The 21,639-nt window shown below is 72.7% G+C and carries 16 protein-coding genes; 6 read left to right on the plus strand and 10 right to left on the minus strand.

What is annotated here, in order from left to right; translation table 11 throughout:
• Positions 1-136: 136 nt before the first annotated feature.
• Genes WMF26_RS50255 through WMF26_RS50265 form a run of 3 tightly spaced genes read right to left on the minus strand, consistent with a single transcriptional unit; the run spans position 137 to position 2,962 of the window.
• Positions 137-964 carry an ABC transporter permease gene (locus WMF26_RS50255; protein ID WP_437335050.1) on the minus strand — a complete coding sequence of 276 codons (828 nt, stop codon included), beginning with the start codon at positions 962-964 and terminating at the stop codon, positions 137-139.
• Entirely contained in the window at positions 961-1,854 is an 894-nt protein-coding gene (locus tag WMF26_RS50260; protein WP_437953145.1) for an ABC transporter permease, read from the minus strand. Before WMF26_RS50260 ends, WMF26_RS50255 begins: the two co-directional genes overlap by 4 nt.
• On the minus strand, positions 1,847-2,962 hold the full coding sequence (locus WMF26_RS50265; RefSeq protein WP_129580871.1) for an ABC transporter ATP-binding protein: 1,116 nt from the start codon (positions 2,960-2,962) through the stop codon (positions 1,847-1,849). Before WMF26_RS50265 ends, WMF26_RS50260 begins: the two co-directional genes overlap by 8 nt.
• A gap of 456 nt (positions 2,963-3,418) precedes the next feature.
• Between WMF26_RS50265 and WMF26_RS50270 the strand changes: the two genes are divergently transcribed.
• Positions 3,419-7,255 carry a serine/threonine-protein kinase gene (locus WMF26_RS50270; protein WP_437998497.1) on the plus strand — a complete coding sequence of 1,279 codons (3,837 nt, stop codon included), beginning with the start codon at positions 3,419-3,421 and terminating at the stop codon, positions 7,253-7,255.
• A gap of 22 nt (positions 7,256-7,277) precedes the next feature.
• Here WMF26_RS50270 and WMF26_RS50275 read toward each other — a convergent pair whose 3' ends face one another.
• The 3 genes from WMF26_RS50275 to WMF26_RS50285 all read right to left on the minus strand — a co-directional run bounded on the left by WMF26_RS50275 (position 7,278) and on the right by WMF26_RS50285 (position 9,850).
• A complete protein-coding gene (locus tag WMF26_RS50275; RefSeq protein ID WP_020742172.1) occupies positions 7,278-7,586 on the minus strand; it encodes a hypothetical protein in 309 nt (102 codons plus the stop codon).
• 147 nt (positions 7,587-7,733) lie between these two features.
• Positions 7,734-9,227, minus strand: coding sequence for an aminomethyl-transferring glycine dehydrogenase subunit GcvPB (gene gcvPB, locus WMF26_RS50280; RefSeq protein ID WP_437998498.1), 1,494 nt, complete (start codon positions 9,225-9,227; stop codon positions 7,734-7,736).
• 14 nt (positions 9,228-9,241) lie between these two features.
• Positions 9,242-9,850 (minus strand): hypothetical protein, encoded by a 609-nt coding sequence (locus tag WMF26_RS50285; RefSeq protein ID WP_061622642.1) that lies wholly within the window; start codon positions 9,848-9,850, stop codon positions 9,242-9,244.
• Positions 9,851-10,107: 257 nt separating this feature from the next.
• On the opposite strand from WMF26_RS50285, the gene WMF26_RS50290 reads away from it, so the two are divergent.
• Positions 10,108-11,772, plus strand: a complete 1,665-nt coding sequence (locus WMF26_RS50290; RefSeq protein ID WP_437998499.1) for an FG-GAP repeat domain-containing protein — start codon at positions 10,108-10,110, stop codon at positions 11,770-11,772.
• A 94-nt stretch (positions 11,773-11,866) separates the two neighbouring features.
• On the opposite strand, the gene hemL is transcribed toward WMF26_RS50290, so the two are convergent.
• Complete coding sequence (gene hemL, locus WMF26_RS50295; protein ID WP_437998500.1) at positions 11,867-13,183, minus strand: glutamate-1-semialdehyde 2,1-aminomutase; 1,317 nt, start codon at positions 13,181-13,183, stop codon at positions 11,867-11,869.
• A 303-nt stretch (positions 13,184-13,486) separates the two neighbouring features.
• Between hemL and WMF26_RS50300 the strand changes: the two genes are divergently transcribed.
• Complete coding sequence (locus WMF26_RS50300) at positions 13,487-14,974, plus strand: serine/threonine-protein kinase (RefSeq protein ID WP_437998501.1); 1,488 nt, start codon at positions 13,487-13,489, stop codon at positions 14,972-14,974.
• A 29-nt stretch (positions 14,975-15,003) separates the two neighbouring features.
• Here the strand turns inward: WMF26_RS50300 and WMF26_RS50305 are convergent, their stop codons facing one another.
• Complete coding sequence (locus WMF26_RS50305; RefSeq protein WP_437998502.1) at positions 15,004-15,567, minus strand: GNAT family N-acetyltransferase; 564 nt, start codon at positions 15,565-15,567, stop codon at positions 15,004-15,006.
• Positions 15,568-15,674: 107 nt separating this feature from the next.
• Here WMF26_RS50305 and WMF26_RS50310 point away from each other — a divergent pair, with 107 nt between their 5' ends.
• Positions 15,675-16,187: a hypothetical protein gene (locus WMF26_RS50310; RefSeq protein ID WP_437998503.1), complete on the plus strand. Its 513-nt coding sequence runs from the start codon at positions 15,675-15,677 to the stop codon at positions 16,185-16,187.
• Positions 16,188-16,272: 85 nt separating this feature from the next.
• On the opposite strand, the gene WMF26_RS50315 is transcribed toward WMF26_RS50310, so the two are convergent.
• Complete coding sequence (locus tag WMF26_RS50315; RefSeq protein WP_437998504.1) at positions 16,273-16,923, minus strand: glutathione S-transferase family protein; 651 nt, start codon at positions 16,921-16,923, stop codon at positions 16,273-16,275.
• Positions 16,924-17,008: 85 nt separating this feature from the next.
• A complete protein-coding gene (locus WMF26_RS50320) occupies positions 17,009-17,881 on the minus strand; it encodes a hypothetical protein (RefSeq protein WP_437998505.1) in 873 nt (290 codons plus the stop codon).
• Positions 17,882-18,664: 783 nt separating this feature from the next.
• Between WMF26_RS50320 and WMF26_RS50325 the strand changes: the two genes are divergently transcribed.
• Entirely contained in the window at positions 18,665-20,164 is a 1,500-nt protein-coding gene (locus WMF26_RS50325; protein WP_437998506.1) for a ferritin-like domain-containing protein, read from the plus strand.
• A 293-nt stretch (positions 20,165-20,457) separates the two neighbouring features.
• The gene (locus WMF26_RS50330) at positions 20,458-21,591 is read left to right on the plus strand and encodes a PAS domain-containing protein (RefSeq protein ID WP_437998507.1); all 1,134 of its coding nucleotides are present in this window, start codon (positions 20,458-20,460) and stop codon (positions 21,589-21,591) included.
• Positions 21,592-21,639 lie beyond the last annotated feature (48 nt).

Raw genomic sequence — 21,639 nt, forward strand, 5'->3', positions numbered from 1 at the left:
GCCGCAGCGCGCCGGCTCGCGCCGCCGCACATGCATAAGCGATCGCGAGGCGCCGGCGCTCGCGCGGCGCGAGGCGGCGGCGCGGGCCCTCAGCGGTGGAGCGACTCGAGCTCGGCCGTGGAGCGGCGGCGACCGCTCAATCGTTCCGCCAGCGGGTCAGCCGCTCCAGCACCATGATGAACACGATCACCCCGAACACGAGGATCGTCGAGATCGCGAACAGGTCCGTCCGCATCCCCCGCACCTGAGAGTGATAGACGAAGAGCGGGAGCGTGACCGAGCGGGGGCCGGACGTGAAGAAGCTGATCACGAAGTCGTTGAGCGACATCGTGAACGCGAGCATCGCGCCCCCCACGATGGCCGGCCAGAGGAGGGGGAGCGTGACCCGCCGGAAATGGATCCAGGACGAGGCGTAGAGATCCATCGCGGCCTCGCTCAGCGTCGGTCCGATGGAGATGAGGCGGCTGCGGACGATGAGCGTGACGAACGCGATCTCGAACGTCACGTGGCCGATGATCATCGTCGTCATGCCCAGGTCGAACCAGTCCACCACCCGGCGGAGCAGGTTGAACGCCATGACCAGCACCGCCGCGAAGGTGATGTCCGGCGCGACCGCCGGGATGTCCACGATCGACTCGAGCAGCCGGCTCACGGAGCTCGTCCACGGAAAGCGCATCCCGAGCGCGAGCAGCGTCCCGAGGACGGTCGAGACGAGCGTGGAGGCGCCGCCGAGCAGCAGGGTATTCACGGCCACCTCGCGGATCTCCCGGGCGCGCCGGCTGGTCTCGGGATCGGCGAAGAGATCGACGTACCAGCGCACCGAGAAGCCCGTCCAGACCAGGCCCCGCTCCGCGGCGTTGAACGAGTACATGGCCACCGCGAGCAGCGGCACGTAGAGCAGCCCGAAGCCGAGGAAGGCGGCGACCGTCGTCAGCGCGCGCCAGGGACCGCGATCGCTGTTCACAAGATCTCCACGGAGCGCCCGTTGCGGCGATACAGGGAGACGCCGCCCAGGGTCATGACGATGAGCAGCAGGCTCAGCGCCGCGCCATAGGGGATGTTCCGGCCGGGGCCGAACTGGTGCTGGATCAGGTTGCCTATCAGCCAGTGCTTCGCGCCGCCGAGCATGTCGCTCACCACGAAGACGCTCATCGCGGGGACGAACGTCAGGATCACGGCGACGCTGAGGCCGGGGAGGGTCTGGGGCAAGATCGCGGCGAAGAAGACGCGGAGCCGCGAGGCGTAGAGGTCCTGCGCCGCCTCGACGAGCGACCAGTCGAGGCGGTCGATGCTCGTGTAGAGGGGGACCACCGCGAACGGCAGCGAGGCCGCGACGAGGCCGAGCGAGACCGCGACCCAGCTCGGGTAGATGTCGCGGCCGGGGTCGACCCAGCCGAGCGACGCGGCGAGCTTGGCGGGGGGCAGCTGCGCCGAGAGGAGGAGCTTCCAGCTGAACGTGCGGATGACGAGGTTCGTGCAGAGCGGGACGAAGACGAGCGCCAGCCAGAAGAACCGCCGGCGCTGCGAGCCGCGGGCGATGAAGAAGCCCATCGGATACGCGAGGAGCACGGAGGCGCTCGTGGCGACCAGCGCGAGGACGATGCTCCGGATGAGGATGCGCGCGTTCTCGCCCGACGCGGAGCCGAAGATGCGCGCGAACGACTCGAGCGTCAGCTCCCAGATCAGCGCGCCGTCGGCGTCGCGCTTCACGAACGACACGACGAGGAGGGCGAGGCTCGGCAGGAGGAGGAACACGGACAGCCACGAGACGCCGCCCGCGATGAGCATGAAGCCTCGCGCGAGCAGCCGCCGCCGCGTCGTCAGCTGGCCATACCAGACCGTCGGCTCAGTCACTGAGCACCTCGAGCCGCTCGGCGGGGAGGGCGAGCCAGACGGACGAGCCGGGCTTGAGCATCGAGCGGGGGCTGAGCTGCACGCGCAGCGGCCCGGGCTCGATGATGAGCTCGACGTGGTCGCCGCGGTAGAAGCTCTCGCGCACCACGCCGCGCACGCCGTTCTCCGGCGGCTCGCTGTCGCAGAGCTCGATCCACTCGGGGTGGATCGCGAGCGTGCCGAACTCCCACTGAGGCGTGGTCTGGACCCTCAGCGCGCCCACCGTCGTGAAGACGAGCGTGGCGCCGACGCGCTGCGCCGAGATGAGGTTGGCCGCGCCGAAGAACTCGGCGGCGAAGCGGCTCTGCGGCCGCTCGTAGACCTCGGCCGTCGCGCCCTGCTGCTCGATGCGGCCCTTGTTCATCAGCACGATGCGGTCCGAGACGGTCATCGCCTCGTCCTGATCGTGAGTGACGAGCACGAACGTCTTCCCGAGCGCGCGCTGGAGGCGGCGCAGGTCGAGCTGGACCTCGGCGCGCAGCTTCGCGTCGAGGGCCGACATCGGCTCGTCGAGCAGCAGCACCTCAGGCTCGTTGACGACCGCGCGCGCGAGCGCGACTCGCTGCTTCTGACCGCCCGAGATCTGGTGCGGATACCGCTCCGCGAGATCATCGAGCTTGAGCATCGAGAGGCTCGAGCGCACGCGCTCGCGCACCTCGGGATCAGGGATGCTGCGCGACCTCAGGCCGAAGGCCACGTTCTCGAACACGGTGAGATGCGGGAACAGGGCATAGTTCTGGAACACCGTGTTCACCGGCCTGCGGTTCGCCGGCAGGTGGTCAACCGCCCTGCCCGCGAGGAGGATGCGCCCCCGATCGGAGCGATCGAGCCCCGCGATGATGCGGAGCAGCGTGGTCTTTCCGCAGCCGGACGGCCCGAGCAGCGTGACGAACTCGCCGGCCTCCGCCTTGAACGACACGTCGTTCAGTATCTGTGTCTTCCCGAAGCTCTTGCTGACATTCTCTACAACGAGGCTGCATCCCGGGTTGCTCTCGGCCGCGCTCTCGCTCGGGGGCCTCGTGATGCGCCGCGCCGACGACGAGAAGAAGTCTCTCAACCTCTGGATCACCCCAGCAAACCCTTTGCGCGTGGCGCTCTCGGAACCGCTTCCGAAGCCTCGGAGCGTACTACGCAGACCATGATGCCCTCCCGTTGTCAACTGGGTGCGCGCCGGGCTGACCGGCTGAGCGGCGCGCCCCGGACCGGGTTCTTTTCGCTCGCAGGCCGGGTACGCTACCGCCCTTCCCCTGCGCGTGCCACCTTTCTGCCGATCCTGTTCGCGGCGTGACGCGCGCGTCACGCAGGCCGGACGCGCGCCGCGCAGGGCCTGCGCCACCGCGCGGGCCCGGCGCGCGCCGCGCGGCGCCTGCGCCCTCGCCGCGCCGCCCGCGCGCTGCTGGCGCGCGCATCCTGCGCGCTTCCCGCCCGCTCCCCACGCGCGTCCCGCGCGCATCCTCCGCGCTTCCAACGCGCTCCCAACGCGCTGCTTGCCACCGCTCGGCGCCGGTGATTTCTTGGTCCACGCATGGGCCTGAGGAACGCGAGACCGGAGTTCGGAGGCACGCGTCGCTTCCAGGTCGTTCGCGTCGTGGGCGTCGGCGGGATGGGGGTTGTCTACGAGGCCTTCGACCGCGAGCGGAAGGGGCGCGTCGCGCTCAAGATCCTCCGCAATCTGAGCGCCGAGGCGCGCCTCCGGTTCAAGAACGAGTTCCGTTCGCTGCAGGACATCCAGCACCCGAACCTGGTCAGCCTCGGCGAGCTCCACGAGGAAGAGGGGCAGCTCTTCTTCACGATGGAGCTCATCCGGGGCGTCGACTTCGTGGTGCACGTGCGGCTCCACGAGGAGGGCGACGGCGGGCCGCGGGGCGAGCCCGCGGGCGGCGGGCGGCGCTCCACCCTGCCGTCGATCCCCCTCTGGCACGGGCAGGGCCCCGCGCCCGAGCAACTGCCCCGCATCAAGCGCCCCTTCCACGAGGCCCGCCTCCGCTCGGCGCTGGCCCAGCTCGCCCAGGGGCTCGCGGCGGTGCACGCGGCCTACAAGGTCCACCGCGACATCAAGCCTTCCAACGTGCTCGTCACCGCCGAAGAGCGGGTGGTCCTCCTCGACTTCGGCTTCGTCGCCGACGCGAGCGGCCCGGGGCGCGAGCAGGCCGTGGTCGGGACGCTCCACTACATGGCGCCCGAGCAGGCCGAGGGGAAGGCGGCCGGGCCCGAGGCGGACATCTACAGCGCGGGCGTCATGCTCTACCTCGCCCTGACCGGCGTCTATCCGTTCCAGACGGCGCCCAAGGCGACGATGGACATGATGCGGCGGGCCGAGCCGCCGCCGCCGAGCCGGCTCGTCGAGGACATGCCGGCGGACATCGACGAGCTCTGCGTGGACATGCTCCGCATCGACCCGGCCGCCCGCCCGACCGCGCGCGACGTGCTGCGGCGGCTCCGGGTGCAGGAGCTCATCGAGGAGCCGCCGGTCCTCTCGCAGCGCATCGGCTTCGTCGGCCGGCACAGCGAGCTCGCCGCGCTCGAGGGCGCGTTCGCCGAGGCGCGGATGGGCCGCTCCGTCACGCGGTTCCTCGAGGGCGAGTCGGGCGTCGGCAAGAGCGCGCTCCTGCGCCGGTTCCTCGAGCGCATCGACAAGGACGCGCTCGTCCTGGCCGGGCGCTGCTACGAGCGCGAGGCGGTCCCCTACAAGGCGGTGGACGAGCTCATCGACGCGCTGAGCCGGCACCTCGTGCGCCGCCCGCCCGAGGAGGTCAAGGCGCTCCTGCCGCCCAACGCGGGCCTGCTCGGCACGGTGTTCCCGGTGCTCCGCACGGTCCCCGCCATCACCGAGGCGCGCGCGCGGCGCAAGGCGATCGACCCGCCCGAGATCCGCGCCCTCGTCTTCGCCGCGCTGCGGGAGCTGCTCGGCCGGCTCGCGGCCGAGCGGCCGCTCGTGCTCGCGATCGACGATCTCCAGTGGGCCGACGCCGACAGCGTCGCGCTGCTCTCGGAGGTGATGCGCCCGTGGACCGAGGCCGATCTCAGCGCCGCGGCCAGGCCGGGCTCGTTCGCCGGCCTCGACGGGCCCGCGTGCGCGGGCGCGCCGCCCGTCGTCGATCCCGCGCGTCCGCGGGCGATGATGCTCGTCGCGGCGGTGCGCACCGCCTCCGAGACGGCGCCGCCGGTCTCGCGGCAGCTCGGGGTGCCGGTCGACGCGCTCGGGCACATCATCCTCCACCGCCTGTCGCTCGCGGAGGCGCAGGAGCTCTGCGCGCTCCTGCTCCGGGGCGCGCCGGCCGGCCGGCCGCTCAGCATCGAGGCGATCGCGCAGGAGGCCGGCGGCCACCCGCTGTTCATCGACGCCCTGCTGCGCCACCGGATGGCGCAGGACAACGACGGCGGCCCGGTGCGCCTCGACGACGTCCTCTGGGCGCGGATCAGCCGGCTGGACCCGCGGGCGCGCCAGCTGCTCGAGCTCGTCGTCTGCGCCGGCGCGCCGGTGCTGACGTCGGTGGCCGCGCACGCCATGGCGGCCGATTTCGCGGAGCTCACGCGGGTGCTCTCGGTGCTGCGCGCGGCGAACCTCGTGCGGACCGGCGGCTCGGGGCAGGACGAGTTCCTCGAGCCGTTTCACAACCGCATCCGGGAGACGGTCACGAGCCGGCTCGACGAGCAGACGGCGCGCAGCTGGCACGGCCGGCTCGCGCTGGCGCTGGAGGCCTCGGGGCGCGCGGAGCTCGAGGCGCTGGCCGAGCACTGGCGCGCCGCCGGCGACTCCGAGCGCGCCGCCGGCTACGCGGTGCGCGCGGGCGAGCAGGCCGAGGCCGCGTTCGCGTTCGACCACGCGGCGCGCCTCTACCGGATGGCGATCGATCTCCACCTGCCCGGCGGGGCGGAGCGGCGGGTCGTGCTCGCCAAGCTCGGCGACGCGCTGAGCAGCGCCGGCCGCGGCGCCAAGGCCGCGGAGGCGTACATGGCCGCGAGCGACGGCGCCCCCGAGCCGGAGGCGATCGACCTCGGGCGCCGCGCCGCCGAGAACCTCCTCCGCGCCGGCTACGTCGACGCCGGCATGGCGGGCCTGCGCTCGGTGCTCGGCGCGGTGGGCATGCAGGTGCCGAAGACGCCGGAGCTCGCGGTCGCGTCGCTGCTGCTGCGGCGCGCGCAGGTCCGCCTGCGCGGGCTGAATTTCGTCGAGCGGCCGGCCGACGAGGTCGCGCCCGAGGACCTCATGCGCATCGACGTCTGCTGGTCGGCCGCGATGGGGCTCGCGATCGTCGATCCCACGCGCGGCGCCGACTTCCAGGCGCGCAACCTGCTGCTCTCGCTCAAGGCGGGGGAGCCTTACCGCGTGACCCGCGCCCTCGCCTTCGAGGCGACCTACCTCGCGATCGACGGCGGCCCGTCCGTCTCCCGCGTGACCGACCTGCTCTCGACCGCGAGCGCGATCGCGTCGCGCATCGGCCGGCCTCACGCGCTCGGCCTCGTCGGCTTCGTCAGCGGCGTCACGTCCACGCTGTTCGGCCGCTGGCACCAGGGCGTGGCGGATCTCGATCGGGCGGACGTCATCTTTCGCGAGCGTTGCACCGGCGTCACGTGGGAGCGGAGCTGGGCGCACACGTTCTCGGCCTGGGCGCTCTGGTATGGCGGCGAGACGCGCGAGTTCATGCGTCGGGTCCCGATGTCCCTGCAGGCGGCCGACGAGCGCGGCGACCGTTACCTCGCCACGAGCCTGCGCTCGTCGCAGAGCAACGCCTACTGGCTCGTGCAGGACGACCCCGACGCCGCGCAGCGCCAGGCGCAGGACGCGATCCGGAGCTGGTCCAAGGCGGGCTTCCAGCTGCAGAGCTATTTCGACCTCGTCGCCCGCGCGCACATCGGCCTGTACCGGGGCGACGGCGAGGCCACGCACCGCCTCTTCGCCGAGCAGCGGGCGGGCCTCGAGAGCTCGCTGGTCCTGCGCATCCAGGCCGTGCGCATCATCATCACCCACCTCCGGGCCTGCGCCGCGCTGGCCGCCGCCGCCGCCGTCACGCCGGCCGAGGCGGAGCCGCTCTACGAGGAGGCGACGCGCGCCGCCCGCAAGATCGAGGCCGAGCACATGCCCTGGGCCGACCCGTTCGCCGCGGCGGTGCGCGCCGCGGTCGCGGCCGCCCGAGGCGAGGCGGAGCCGGCGGCGCAGCAGCTCGCCGAGGCCGTGCGCGGCTTCGAGGCCGCCGGCATGGCCCTCTACGCCGCGGCGGCGCGGCGCCGCCACGGCGAGCTGCTCCAGGGCGACGAGGGCCGCGCCGCCGTCGCCGCCGCGAACGGCTGGATGCAGGAGCAGGGCATCGTGAGCCCCGACCGCATGACGAGCATGCTCATCCCGGGCTTCGCCAGATAGCCCTGGGACAGGCGCTCGCCCGTCAGGGCTTCACGCGGAGGACGGCCGTGCCCTTCTGCTTCCCGTAGAGCTGCTTGATCTCGATCTTGTACTCGCCCGGGGACGACGCGCTGAACTCGACCGGCGACGCGCTCTGCGGCTTGCCCGTGGGCAGGTCGCGCAGCACGCGCTCGATGATGATCTTCCCCGAGGGGGAGCGGATCTTGATGTTGAACGGCGGCGTCGCCTCGTCGTAGGCGCGGAACACCAGGCGCACGGTGTCTCCAACCGAGACCGGGGTGGTCTGGCTGATCGTCTCGATGTCGCCCTCGTTCTCAACGGTATCGGCCACGCGTCGCTCGTCCCGTGAGGTACCGCACCACGGACCCTCGGCGCTCATTGTAGACGCGACCGGCGCAGATTCGCGAATTTGGAGCGCTTGTCCGCCCGGCGCCGCCCGCCGGAGGCGGCCGCGCGCCGGCCGCCTCCTCCGGGAGGGTCACGTCCTCGACCACCGCAGGCGCGGCTGGCGCGCGGCCCGGGCCTCGTCGAGGCGGCCCACCACCGTCCCGTGCGGGGCCTGCTTCACGACGTCCGGCGTCTCCTGCGCCTCCTTGAGGATGCTCAGCATCGCGGCCGCGAACTCGTCGAGGGTCTCGCGCGTCTCGGTCTCGGTCGGCTCGATCATCAGGGCGCCCGGCACGACCAGCGGGAAGTAGACCGTGGGCGCGTGGAAGCCGTAGTCGAGCAGCCGCTTCGCGATGTCGAGGGTCTTGACCCCGGTCTCCTTCTCGATCTGGCTGTCCGAGAGCACCACCTCGTGCATGCACGGCTGCGGCACCGGCGCGAGGTAGTGGTCCTTCAGCTTGGCCCAGAGGTAGCGCGCGTTCAGCACGGCCAGGCTGCTCGCCGCCGTGAGCCCCTCGCCGCCCATCTCCCGGATGTACGTGTACGCGCGGATGAACATCCCGAAGTTGCCGGTGAAGGCCCGGAGCCGCCCGACGCTCTGGGGCCGATCGCGGTCCCACGCGAGCCCGTCGCCCCGCCGCACGAGGACGGGCGCGGGCTGGAACGGCTCCAGGTGCTTCTTGAAGCAGACCGGCCCGGAGCCGGGGCCGCCGCCGCCGTGCGGCGTCGTGAACGTCTTGTGCAGGTTGATGTGGATGACGTCCATCCCGACGTCGCCCGGCCGCGCGTGCCCCATGATGGCGTTCGTGTTCGCGCCGTCGCCGTAGACGAGCCCCCCCTTGTCGTGGATGAGCTTGATGATCGCCGGCAGGTGCGTCTCGTACGCCCCGAGGGTGTTCGGGTTCGTGATCATCAGCCCGCAGACGTCGCCGTCCGACCCCTCGCGCTCGATCGCGGCGAGGACCTGCTCGGGGTGGGTGATGCCGTCGGCGGTCTTCTCGATCCTGACGGCGACCAGCCCGTTGAGCGCGCAGCTCGCCGGGTTCGTGCCGTGGGCGCTCTCCGGGATGAAGACCTTCCGCGGCGAGCGCCCCTTCGACTCGTGGAACGCCCGCATCATCATCAGCCCCGCGAGCTCGCCCTGCGCGCCCGCCGACGGCTGCAGCGAGCAGCCGTCCATCCCGCTGACCTCGCAGAGCGCCTCCTGCAGGCGCCACATCACCTCGAGCGAGCCCTGGCTGAGCTCGTCGGGCGTCATCGGGTGCAGCTTCGCGAAGCCCGGGATCCGCGCGGCCCACTCGTTGATCTTCGGGTTGTACTTCATCGTGCACGACCCGAGCGGGTACATCTGCCCGTCGATGCAGAAGTTCCACTGCGAGAGCCGGACGAAGTGCCGGAAGGCCTCCGGCTCGCTCACCTCCGGCAGGCCGGCCGGCTCCTTGCGCGCGAGCGCGCCGTAGTGGGCGCCGGGATCGACGTCGGGCACGTCGAGCGGGGGGAGCGACGCGCCGGTCCTGCCCGGCGTGCCTCGCTCGAAGATGGGGGGTTCGCGGAACTGAATGCCTCGCGGCTGCGGCTGGGTCATCGGGGGCTGTTATGTCAGAGGCCGGGGGGCTCGGCAGGTGCTTCTTCGGAGGGGGAGGCGGGCGGCTCGGGCTTTCCGGACTCCTGGTTGTCGCTGTCCCAGTCGCCGCCGCCGATGTCGGAGCTGTCGGAGCCCCCGATCGACTGCAGGTCCGGCATCATGTTGCGCTGCTTGACCGCTTCCCAGGGCTCGCCGACCTCATCCTTGTTGCGGCCGATCTGGCCCACGATCTTGTCGTCGACGTTCTCGCCCTCCGGCCGCGTGTACTTGAAGTACCCCCGGCCTTCCTTGGTCGAGTTGGGCCCGATGGCGCCGATGACGCGCTCGGTCCACGTGAACTTGATGAGGTCGCCCGCCACCGACCCGTGCAGCTCGCCCCACCGATCCTTGACGGGCCGGAGCCAGCGGCCCTCGATGGAGTCGGAGTTCGGGTCCCGCACGAGGTGCAGGTAACCGTAGAGCTCGCTGTAATAGACGCCCGTCCAGTCGCCTCCTTCGGGCATGTCCCCGGCCTCCACCTTGGCCGTCTTCGGCGCGGGGTTCGAGCTGCAGCCCAGCGCCGTCGTCCCCAGCAGCAGGGCACAGGCGGCGCCGGCAATCCAAAGCCGTCGCGATACGTTCATGGCGGCGGAGCCTAGCACAGCACCTACCCGCACCCATACCGGCAACCCGCAGGTCCACCAGCGCGCGCCACGTCGGGGACATGCAGCCTACCTCCCCTCCTGAAGGAGGAGCGTAACGCACCGTTCAGCGCATCCGCGACCGCGTCAATTTTCCGCTTCACCTCTTCTTCGGCCGCGAAGCGCTGGTAAGCTTCCAGGCCATGATGAAGTCCTTTGTCTGCAACCGAGGTTTTGTAATTCCCGGTAGAATCGCTCTCTTGACCAGCGTCCTCGCTCTTGCCGCCTGCGAGGGCCAGCTCGGCAACGTCGACGGCACCCTCCCCGACGACGACGGCGGCGGCAGCAGCGGCTCCTGGAGCCACCCCCGCCCGGTGCCCGGGGGCTCCAAGCCGCTGCCGGCGGTCGCGTCGTGCGCGCCGGCCGGCAGCGGCTCCGCCGACGTCGCGGAGCCGGAGCTCCTCCTCCAGCTCTCCGACGACGACGAGAGCGCGTGGCTCGGGTCGCCGGCGGTCGCCGATCTGGACGGCGACGGCGAGAACGAGATCCTGGTGACGCACAACGGCAACATCGTCGCCTGGGGGCCCGACGGCGCCCAGAAGTGGCGGTTCGACGAGTCGCGGGAGCACGGCCGCATCTGGGCGAGCCCGCTCGTCGCGGATTTCCGCGGCGACGCGCAGCTCGAGGTGGTCATCGCGGCGCGCACCCGGATCTACATGCTCGACGCGAGCGGCCGCCTGGTGGACGGCTGGCCCGTCGTCTGGAACGACGAGATCCGCGCCCTCGCTGCCGGCGACGTCGACGGCGACGGCCAGCTCGACGTCGTGGCCGCGAGCACCGACAGGACCCCCGACGTCCTGATGGCGTTCCACGCGAGCGGGGCGCCGGTCGCCGGCTTCCCGCCGATCGCGAGCAACACGATCGGGTGCGACGCCCGCCGCAGCGACGACGCCGAGTGCTGGATCGTGGGCGTCTACGACCAGAACCTGGCCATCGGCGACCTCGACGGAGACGGCGCCCAGGACATCGTCTCGCCGATGGACAACTCCTATGCGGGCTTCTACCACGGCACGGGGGAGGCCTTCGACGCGAATCCCATGTTCAAGGGCCGCCCGAAGACGCCGGGCGTGCGGTACATGCACGACCTCGCGCTCGCGCAGCAGGGCTTCGGCGACAGCAGGGACCTGCAGGCCTATTTCAAGAACTCGGCCCCTGCGATCGCGGACGTGGACGGCGACGGCGCGCCGGAGGTCATCATGCTCGCGGCGGCCGAGGACGTCGACATGTCGGACCAGTCCCAGGGCGTCGGCCTGTGGGTGGTCCGCAACGACGCGAGCCGCATCCCGGGCTGGGAGAGCCCGTTCTACGCGCCGGACTACCTGTCCGGCGGCGAGGACCTCGGCGGCAACATCGTGGCGGCGACGCAGCAGGTGACCGTCGCCGACCTCAACGCGACGCACCCCGGCCCCGAGATGATCTTCGCGGGCCTCGACGGGCGGATCCACGCGGTCTACGCCGACAAGAGCGAGTACTGGGACGTCGAGTACACGGACGACACGCAGGTGCTCACGGGCGGCGTCGTGGTCGGGGACCTCTCGGGCGACGGCATCCCCGAGGTCGTGTTCAACACCTACTCGACCGAGGAGAACCGGAGCCACCTCTTCATCCTCAACGCGGGCGGCAAGCTCCTCCACAAGATCCCGCTGCCGCGGCTCGGCGCGATGCCCGTGCCCACGCTCGCCGACGTGAACGGCGACGGCACGGTCGAGATCGTCGTCTCGCTCCGCGAGATCGGCTGGATCGACGGCCAGACCCCCGAGCCGAACACCTATGTGTACACGGTGCCGCGGTCGTCGACGAACTGCCTGCTCTGGCCGACCGCCCGCGGCAACCTCTATAGAAACGGCTGGGTACGCGCGGACTGACTGACCCGCGCCGCGGGGCCCGCCCGCGCGGGCGCTCGCGGGAGGGGCCGGTCGCTGCGGCGGCCGGCCCCTCGCCGTTCCGGCCCGCCCGGCCTCAGGCCGCGAGCGCCTCGCGGCAGGCGGCGACGGTCCGCTCGACGTCCTCCTCGGTGTGCGCGCCGCTCAGGAACGCGGCCTCGTACTGCGACGGGGGCCAGTAGACGCCGCGCGCGAGCATGCCCGCGTGGAAGGCGCTGAAGCGCTTCGTGTCGGAGGTCGCGGCGTCGGCCCAGGAGCGGACCGGGCCCTTCGTGAAGAACAGCGTGATCATCGAGCCGACCCGCTGGACGCACGCGGTCGCGCCGGCGCCCGCGGCGGCGGCCCTGAGGCCCTGCTCGAGGGACGCGCCGAGCTGCTCGAGCCGCGCGTAGAGGTCGGGCGTGAGGCGCTCGAGCGTCGCGAGCCCGGCGCTGACCGCCAGCGGGTTGCCGCTGAGCGTGCCGGCCTGGTACACGGGGCCGAGCGGCGAGACGACGCGCATCACGTCGGCGCGGCCGCCGTAGGCCGCGAGGGGCATGCCGCCGCCGACGATCTTGCCGAGCGTGGTCAGGTCCGGCCGGAGGCCGAAGCGCTCCTGCGCGCCGCCGCGGGCGAGGCGGCAGCCGGTCATCACCTCGTCGAAGATCGAGAGCGCGCCGTGCTTGCGGCAGAGGTCGAGCACCAGGGCGAGGAAGCCGGGCTCCGGCGGGACGCAGCCCATGTTGCCGACCACGGGCTCGAGGATGACCGCGGCGATGTCGCCGCCGCGCGCCGCGAAGGCGGCCTCGAGGGCGGCCGGGTCGTTGTAGGGCAGGGAGAGGGTGGCGCGGGCGACGCTCTCGGGGACGCCGGCGGAGTCGGGCGCGCCGAAGGTGGCGAGCCCGCTGCCCGCCTTGACGAGCAGGTGGTCGGCGTGGCCGTGGTAGCAGCCCTCGAACTTGATGATGGCGTCGCGGCCGGTGAAGCCGCGCGCGACGCGGATGGCGCTCATCGTGGCCTCGGTGCCGCTGGAGACGCAGCGCAGCATGTCGATGCTCGGGTAGAGCTCGCGGATCTTCTCGGCGAAGCGGACCTCGAGCTCGGTCGGGGCGCCGAACGAGAGGCCGCCGAGGGCCGCCTCGCGGACGGCCTCCACCACGGCGGGGTTCGCGTGGCCGAGGATGGCCGGCCCCCAGGAGCCGACGTAGTCGATGTACTCGGCGCCGTCGGCGTCGAACAGCCGCGCTCCCTGCGCGCGGGCGATGAAGAGGGGGTCGCCGCCGACGGCGCGGAAGGCCCGCACCGGGCTGTTCACGCCGCCGGGCAGGACGGCGGCGGCGCGGTCGAACAGGGCTTTGGAGGCGGGGGCTCGGCCCCCGCGGGCGGGCGGGGGGGCGCTCTTCTCGTTCGTCATCGTGCTCCGGGCCATAGCAGGGGCAGGGCGGGGGAGCGACGCGGATCGAGGCCGCCGGGCGCGGGGGCATCGCGGCCCCGGACGCGCGGCGTCGCGCCGGACGCGCGGCGTCGCGGGCGCCGGAGGTGGCGCGGCGCGACGGTCCGGGGGTGGCCGCGGGCGGCCTTCGATCCACACGATCCTTTGCGGCGCGGTCGCGCTTGGCTATGGTGAGCGCCTGGAGAGAGGGGGCCGCTACCTGCGGCCCGAGCTGCTCCTGGGGACCGCGGGCGCGGCTCCCCGAGCACAAGCGTCTGGTGAGCCATGCGGATCTCCGAGGACCCCGCTCCGGGGCAGCGTCTCGGGCGATATGAGCTTCTGCGCCTCATCGGCGAGGGCGGGATGGCCCAGGTCTGGGCCGCGCGCATGGAGGGCTCCCGCGGCTTCCACAAGGTCGTCGCGCTGAAGACGCTCATCCCGGCGCTCGCGCGCGATCCGCAGTTCCAGCGCATGTTCCTCGACGAGGCGAACCTCGCCGCGAAGATCCATCACCGCAACGTGGTCGAGATCCTCGACCTCGGCGACACCGACGGCGTGCTCTTCCTCGTGATGGAGTGGATCGACGGGCAGACGATGCAGCGGCTGCTCCGGCCGGGCCTGCGCCCGATGCCGATCTCCCCGGCGATGGCGGCGCGCGTCGTGGCCGACGCGGCGCACGGGCTGCACGCGGCGCACGAGCTCCACGACGAGCGCGGGGTGCCGCTCGGCATCGTGCACCGGGACGTCTGCCCGCAGAACATCCTCATCGATCGCGACGGCACGGTGAAGGTGGCCGATTTCGGGATCGTGAAGGCGTTCGAGCGGCTGGGCGACACGACGCAGACCGGCGAGATCAAGGGCAAGGGCGAGTACATGTCGCCCGAGCAGGCGCAGGGGCACCAGGTCGATCGCCGCTCGGACATCTTCTCGCTCGGCGTGGTGCTCTTCGAGGCGGTGACGGGCGCGCTCCCGTTCCAGGTGCTGCACGACCTCGTGCTGCCGCAGACCGGGTCGTCGGAGCCGCCGCGGCCCACGCTGATCGCGCCGCAGTGCCCGCGGGATCTCGAGGAGATCATCCTGAAGGCGCTCGCGCGCGACCCGGACCAGCGCTTCCAGACGGCGGGCGAGATGGCGAGCGCGCTGGAGGACTTCCTGATGCGCAGGTCGGGCGTGATCACGACCGCGCACGTGGCGGAGCTCCTGATGGCGCGCTGCGGGGACAAGCTCGAGGAGGAGCGGCAGCGGATCGCGGACGCGATCGTCCCGCAGCAGCGCCCGGGGTGGCGGCCGAAGCCGGGGGCGACGCTGAGCGTCGGGCCGCCGTCGGAGGGCCGCTCGCGGAACGCGCGCACGGCGCCGCGGCGGGGGATCGGCGGGCTGATGCGCGCGGGCAGCGACGCGCTGCGCCCGGTGGCGCTGCCGTGGCTCGTGGCGTCGGTCTCGACGGGCGTCGCGGTGGCGTCGCTCATGTTCGTCGCGCTGAGCCGGCCGAGGGATCAGCGGCCCATCGTGGATCCGATCGCGGTGCAGACCCAGCCGAGCGCCGCGGTGGTGAAGCTGAACGGCGTGGTGCTCGGCGTGGGCAGCCAGGTCATCGCGCGGCCGAAGCCGGGGGTGTCGCTCGTGGTGGAGGCGCGGTCGAGCGACGGCGTCTCGCAGACGGTGGAGATCACGTCGGAGTCGCCCGCGCGGATCCAGATCAACCTGGACCCGAAGGGCGAGCCCGGGACCGCGGCGCCGCCGGGCAGCGGGCGCGCGCCGGCGGCGAGGTAGCCGCGGGGGCGGAGGCCGGCGGGCGCGGGTCACGTCGGGGCGTCCGCGAGCTCGCCGCGCAGCAGGCCGTAGAGCGCGGTGTCGGTGTACCGCCCGTCGTAGTACCAGTTCTGGCGCTGCCGCCCCTCGAGCGCGAAGCCGAGGCGCTCGAGCACGCGCGCGGAGGCGCGGTTGTCCGGATCGATCTGCGCCTCGACGCGGTGGAGCTCCATGGACGCGAAGCCGAAGCGGATCACGGCGCGCAGCGCCTCGGTCATGATCCCCCGGTTCCAGAACGCGGGCAGGAGCTCGTAGCCGATCTCCGCCGAGCGATGGGGCTTGTTCCAGCGCCAGAAGCCTCCCGTGCCGACGAGCTCTCCGCCCTCTTTGAGGGTGATGCCCCAGCGGATCGAGGTGTTCTCTCGGACGCCGGTCATGACGGTGGCGATGCGCCGCTCCGAGTCCGCGAGCGAGCCGTCCGGCCCGCGGCCGGCGTAGCGCACCACCTCCGGATCCGACTGGATGCGGAAGATGCGCTCGACGTCGCTGGGCGCGATCGCGCGGAGCGTCAGGCGCGGCGTCGTGAGGACGGGGAACGGATCGAACGACGTCATGGGCCGATGGCATCAGCGGAGGTCTCGGGGCGTCAAGCGCGGGGCACGGGCCGAGCGGCCTTGACGTCGCCGTGCGCTCGGCCGACACCGCTCGGGGAGGACTTCGCATGGCGCCGCTCGAGGAACTGGGTGCGGAGCCGCTCGCCGCGCTCGAGGAGGCGGAGGGCGCCGGCGGCGAGCGCGGGGTGGAGCGCGCCGGGGCGCCGGGGTGCCGCGTCCGCTTTGCCCTCGGGGTGTCCGAGCTGCCCGGGGAGCGCGCGGTGGTGGTGCTCCACGTGGATGCGATCCTGCGGTGGCGACCCTCGCCGACGCGGCCGGACGGCGCGCCCGCGCGGCTCTCCGACGTGGCGGTGGGCGCGGCGATCGCGGTCGAGCACGGCGGCATCTGGGACGAGGGGCTCGTCCTCGGCCGCGTGGTGCGCCCCGCGCGCGCGGGCGGCTTCCGGGTCGACGGCGACGTGGAGCTCTATCCGTCCATCGCCGAAGCCGAGCGGGCGCACGGCCCGCTCGAGCCGGGAGAGCCGCGGGAGCTGCCGGCGGGCGACGGAGATCCGGCGTTCGAGCTGGGCGAGCCGATCGGGCGCGACGCGCGCGGGATCGGCCGCAGGGCGAGGCGATAGCCGCGAGCGACGCAGGGCGAGGCGATAGCCGCGAGCGACGCAGGGCGAGGCGCTAGCCGCGGGCGCGCCGCGCTGGCCGCGTCGCTCAACCGAGGTCGCTGACCGCGTCGCCGCCCGCCTCGGTCCAGCTGTCGCGGCTGCGCAGCCGCTCGCGGTAGGCGATCACCTTCGGCCAGCGCCCGGCGTCGTCGAGGTGCGAACCGCGGAGCAGCGAGAGGGCGGCGCCCACGGAGCAGTCCGCGAGCGACATGGAGCTCTTGAGCAGGTACGGGGCCTCGAGCTCTGCCTCGAGCAGATCGAGCGAGCGCGTCGCCTCGTCGCTGGCCCGCTTGACGACCGCCTCGGCGAGGGCGGGGAGGCCCGTCTTCGGCGCGACGACGTTGGTCCACCAGAGCGCGCTGCAGTGCGGGGTCAGGTGCGCGCTGTCGAAGAACAGCCACTGGAGCGCCCGGGCCTCGGACGTCGGCACGTCGGGCCAGCGCGTCGTCCCGTGCGTGCGGCCGAGGTAGGCGATGATGGCGTTCGACTCCCGGAGCGCGAGCGGTCCGTCCTCGAGGACGGGCACCTTCCGGTGCGGGTTCAGCCGGGCGAACGCCTCGGCGCGCTGCTCGCCGCGGAACAGGTCGATCTCGACCGGTTCGTAGGCGAGCCCGAGCTCGGCGAGGGCGAGGCGCACCTTGAGCGCGTTGGGCGAGTGGCGGAACGTGTAGAGGCGCATGCCGGCGCAGTAGCGCATGCGGCCGGAGGGCGCGAGCGGCCGCGGTGGAGGGGATGATGGGGATGATGAGGAGCGCGCGGGGGAGCGTGAGCGTCTGGCTGGATCAGGCGATGCCGGTGACGAGCGGATCGACCGGAGCGGGCTCGGGCTTCACGGGGCCGGCATCCGGCTTCTTGTCGGGCCGAGGAGACGCCGGCGTGGCGCGTGTCGCCGTGTACAGATTGGGGAATCGACCTTCGGGATCGTCGTAATAGAAGAGGAACCGGCCAATGCGGACGGCTTCGTCGTAATGGCGGAAGAGCAGCTTGGCGGCGCGCGCCTGGTAGCCTTTCCAGAGCGTCTGTTCGGGCGTCGACGTGGCGCCGAGCAGGCGCAGGATCTGCTCCGCGAGGGCGCTCGCTTCCTGCTCGTCCTCGCTGCGGAAGTTCCTCTTGTCGTCTTTGATGGCGTCGCGGTGCTTGCGGTACAAATCGGCGACGCCCGACAGGTCGTTGGCGAGGTCGAGGTGACCGCTGCCCGCGCGCAGGTGCGCGAGCTGGGCGGTGGCCTCCGCGTCGCCGTCGAGGTGGTACTCGAGGGTCTTCAGCATGCGCGCGCGCATCTCGTAGGCGCGCTCGACGAGGGTGGCCGGGAGCGCCGCCCCGGAGTGCGTGGCCGAGGTGAGGAGGAGCTTGTGCCGGGCGAACCAGGTCGCCCAGGCGACGCTCTCGAGCCCGTCGATGAGCGCGGCGTCGAGCGCGCCCGCCGCGGCGATGGCCGCGATGCGCTGGCGCAGCTCGGGCGCGGCGAGCGTCTGGGCCACGCCGATGGCCTGCACGGCGGCCGCCTGGAGATCGAGCCGCGGCGTGTCCAGCCCGGCGAGCGGTATCGCGTCCAGGTCGGGCTTCACGCGCTGAAAGGCCGCCTCCGCGATATGGAGCTGCGTGGGTTCGACGGCGGGTGTCCCTGATTTGTTCGGGTTCTTGGGTTTGGGCATGGACGCAAGGACTAAGTCGCGCGGGAGAGAATGCCGCGAGCGAGCACGAAATGGGCGCGATTCATGAATATCGTCGTGCGGTTGCAGGATGGCAGGGGAGGTCGCGCGGGGCGTGGGATGGTGCAGGACGTCGCGGGAAGCGCGCGGGGCTTGGCCGGAGGTGGTGCAGGACGTCGCGGGAAGCGCGCGGGGCTTGGCCGGAGGTGGTGCAGGACGTCGCGGGAAGCGCGCGGGGCTTGGCCGGAGGTGGTGCAGGACGTCGCGGGAAGCGCGCGGGGCTTGGCCGGAGGTGGTGCAGGACGTCGCAGGAAGCGCGCGGGGCTTGGCCGGAGGTGGTGCAGGACGTCGCGGGAAGCGCGCGGGGCTTCGCTGCAGGTGGTGCACGACTCGTCGCTGGTCCCTTCGGTCGACGAGCCGCGCTGCGAGGAGCCAGCGATGCGCGCGCCTCTGCCGAACAAGAAAGCCGCGAGACCACCAACGCACACAGGGCGGCAGGCTGGCGGCAAGAGATGATCCGGCGCTCGCTTACATTGTTCTCCTGAGAACGCCGATTACGTCGAAATTCGACGAAAATCAATTCATGGGAAGAGGGCCGCAAGGGCGCAAGGGGCGCAAGGGAAGAGAAGAATGCAATTCATCTCTGTCCCGTTGCGCCCCGTGCGCCCTTGCGGTCTCTCCTCTTGCTGCACGCCGTGCTCTTCGACGTCCTCGGCGTCCACGCGCACCCCTCGCCCCGCCGTGAGCCCGACCGTCGGCCGCGCGCCCCTCTGCTACCCTCGCGGGATGGACCGCCACCGCTCGCTCCGCATGACCCTCCTCCTCGCCGCCGGCGCCGCCGGCTGCTCCAGCGCGAAGAGCCGCGACATCGCGGTCGTCACGCTCGCCGAGCCGCAGGCCACGGCCGACGACGCCGGCGCCGCGGACGACCCGGCGGCGCCCGCGCCCCGGCCGCAGCGCAGCGCGGGCTGGATGCAGGAAGCGGACGGCACCGTCCACCGCGCGTCGACGGTCCGCTGCGACGCGACCATCGCGCAGCGCGCGTGCGCCGGCACCGAGCGATCGTTTCAATGCAGGACCGACGCCGACTGCACGCAGGGGCCGCGCGGCAAATGCGTGAGCTCCTTCGGGCAGATTGGCCCCTATTGCGGCTGCGAGTACGCCTGCGAGACCGACGCCGAGTGCGGCCCGTCCGAGGTGTGCGTGTGCAAGGGGACTGGCGCGCTCCGAGAGGAGCACTCCGTCTGCGCGAAGGCCCTCTGCGCGGTCGACGCGGATTGCCCTGGCAGCACCTGCGGCCTGTCGGCGTACTTCAACGGGTGCTGGGAGCAGGTCACGCTCGCCTGCAGGACCAAGGACGACGCTTGCCAGAGCGACGCCGACTGCGCGTCCGACGCGAACCCGGGGGTCGCCTGCGTCGTCCCCGACATCGAGGGAGAGAGCGCGCGCTGGGAGTGCGCCGGGATCTCCTGCGCCATCGGCCGCCCCCTCGTCGTCGAGGGAGCGCCGCGCGCCGCGCCGCGCGCCCCGCGCGACGACTGGCGCGCGCCCGCGGCGCCCACGGAGCTCGACGTCGCGTCCCTCCCGCCCGAGGTGCGCGAGCGCGCCGCGGCGCACTACGCCGCCGTCGCCGCGCTCGAGCACGCGTCGATCGCGAGCTTCGCCCGCTTCTCCTTGCAGCTCCTCGCGCTCGGCGCGCCGGCCGCCCTCGTCGGGGAGGCGCACCGCGCCGCGCTCGACGAGCTGGAGCACGCGCGCCTCGCCTACGACATCGCCTCGCGCCTGGCGGGCCGGGCGATCGGCCCGGGGCCGCTGCTCGAGGCGGCCACGGCGCCCGTCGGCGCGGGCGTCGCGGAGGTGGTGGAGGCGCTCGTCGAGGAGGGCTGCGTCGGCGAGACGCTGGGCGCCGCCGAGGGCCGGGAGCTCTCGCGGATCGCCGCGGACCCGGCGCTCGCGGCCGCGCTCGAGCGCATCGCCGCCGACGAGGAGCGGCACGCGGCGCTGTCGTGGAGGGCGCTCTCGTGGATGCTCGCGGCGTTCGGCGAGCCGGCGCGCGCCGCGGCGGAGCGGGCGTTCTCCCGCGCCGCCGCGCGGTTCGCGGTCGACCCGGCGCCGGGGCTGCTCGCGCACGAGGCGCTCGGCCTGCTCCCGGCGCACGCGCTCGGGGCGCTGCGCCGCGAGGTGCTCGCCGAGGTCGTCGCCCCCTGCCGCGCGGCGCTCCCGGGGCTGTCGCGCGACAACGCTCCTGCCGCCCCGTCGAGCTCGCCGCGGGGCGCCTCGACCTGACGGACGGCAAGCGCGCGCCGCCGCGACGGGAGCTCCGATGACGCGCGCCCGCGGGGCGACATCATGAGTCGCCTGACAGCGCTGTAGCCGGAGCGGTGATGTCGCATCCGCGACGGCAGACGGAGCGCGGACTGGCGAGCAGGCGCGCGCGTCGGCCGGGCGAACGCGCTTCTCAAGCGAGACGGGCCTCTGCTACAACGCGACCTCGTCGCTCGCGTGCGCTGGGAGGGAACGTGGCGGACCAGGGATCATCCAAGGATTCACTTCAAGCATTCTTCGCTTCCTGCCCGGACATGCTGTTCGTCGCGGGACGGGACGGCAGCCTGCAGCAGGTCAGCGGAGCGCTGCGGCGCACCCTGGGTCCGGCGGCCGCGCCGGGGGCGACGCTCGCCTCGCTCGTCGACGAGGCCGATCGGGGGACGCTCGCGGCGGCCTGGTCACGGCTGCAGCAGAGCGCGGAGCCGCTCCGGCTCGCCCTGCGCTTCCGCGACGCGCGCGGCGCCGAGCAGGCCCTGACGTGCAGCGCGACCCGGTCGCCCGACGGCGACGCGATCTACGGCTCGCTCCAGGGCGCGCCCGCGCCGGAGGCGAGCCGCTCGCTCAAGGAGCGCATCCTGGATCAGGTGGTCGCTCACCTTCCCATCGCGCTCTGGGCGGTCGATCGCGAGGGCAGGTTCGGCTACCAGGAGGGCAGGGCGCTCGAGAAGCTCTGCCTCACGCCACGCCAGTGCGAAGGCGTGAGCCTCTTCGAGGCGCAGGAGGGGAGCGAGCTCGCCGGCGAGGTGAAGCGCGCGCTCGCCGGGGAGCCGATCCACACCTGCGATGAGGTGCAGGGCGCTCACTGGGACAGCTGGGTCGTCCCGCTCCGCGGCGGCGACGGCGAGATCGAGGGGGCGGTCGGGGTGGCGCTCGACATCTCGCCGGCGAAGTCTGCCGAGGAGGAGCTCCGCTCGCGGCTGCGGCAGATCGAGAAGCAGCAGGAGGTGATCCGCAATCTCTCGACGCCGATCATCGAGGTGTGGAGCGGGGTGCTCACCCTACCGATGGTCGGCATCGTGGACAGCGTGCGGACCGCGGACGTGATGGACAGCGTGCTCCAGCGCATCGTCGAGCAGCAGGCGCGCTTCGCCATCCTGGACCTCACCGGCGTCGAGATGGTCGACACGCGGGTGGCGAGCCACCTGATCGAGCTCGTGACGGCGATCCGGCTCCTCGGCGCGGAGGGTATCGTGGCCGGCATCAAGCCGAACGTGGCCCAGACGATGGTCGCGCTCGGGCTCGATCTCTCGCAGATCGTCACGCAGCGGAACCTGCGGGCGGCCCTCAGCTACTGCATCCGCAAGATGAACCCGCCGCAACTCACGCCCTCCCCGAGCCCCGCTCTGGCGAGCGCCAAGCAGAGCTCCGCGACCGCGGAACGCGGTTAGAGCCCGCTGTGCGTGCCGGGGTCACCCATTCGGTGGATTCGGCATCAT

This window comes from Sorangium sp. So ce185 (genome assembly GCF_051526825.1).
Taxonomy (GTDB): domain Bacteria; phylum Myxococcota_A; class Polyangia; order Polyangiales; family Polyangiaceae; genus Sorangium; species Sorangium cellulosum_D.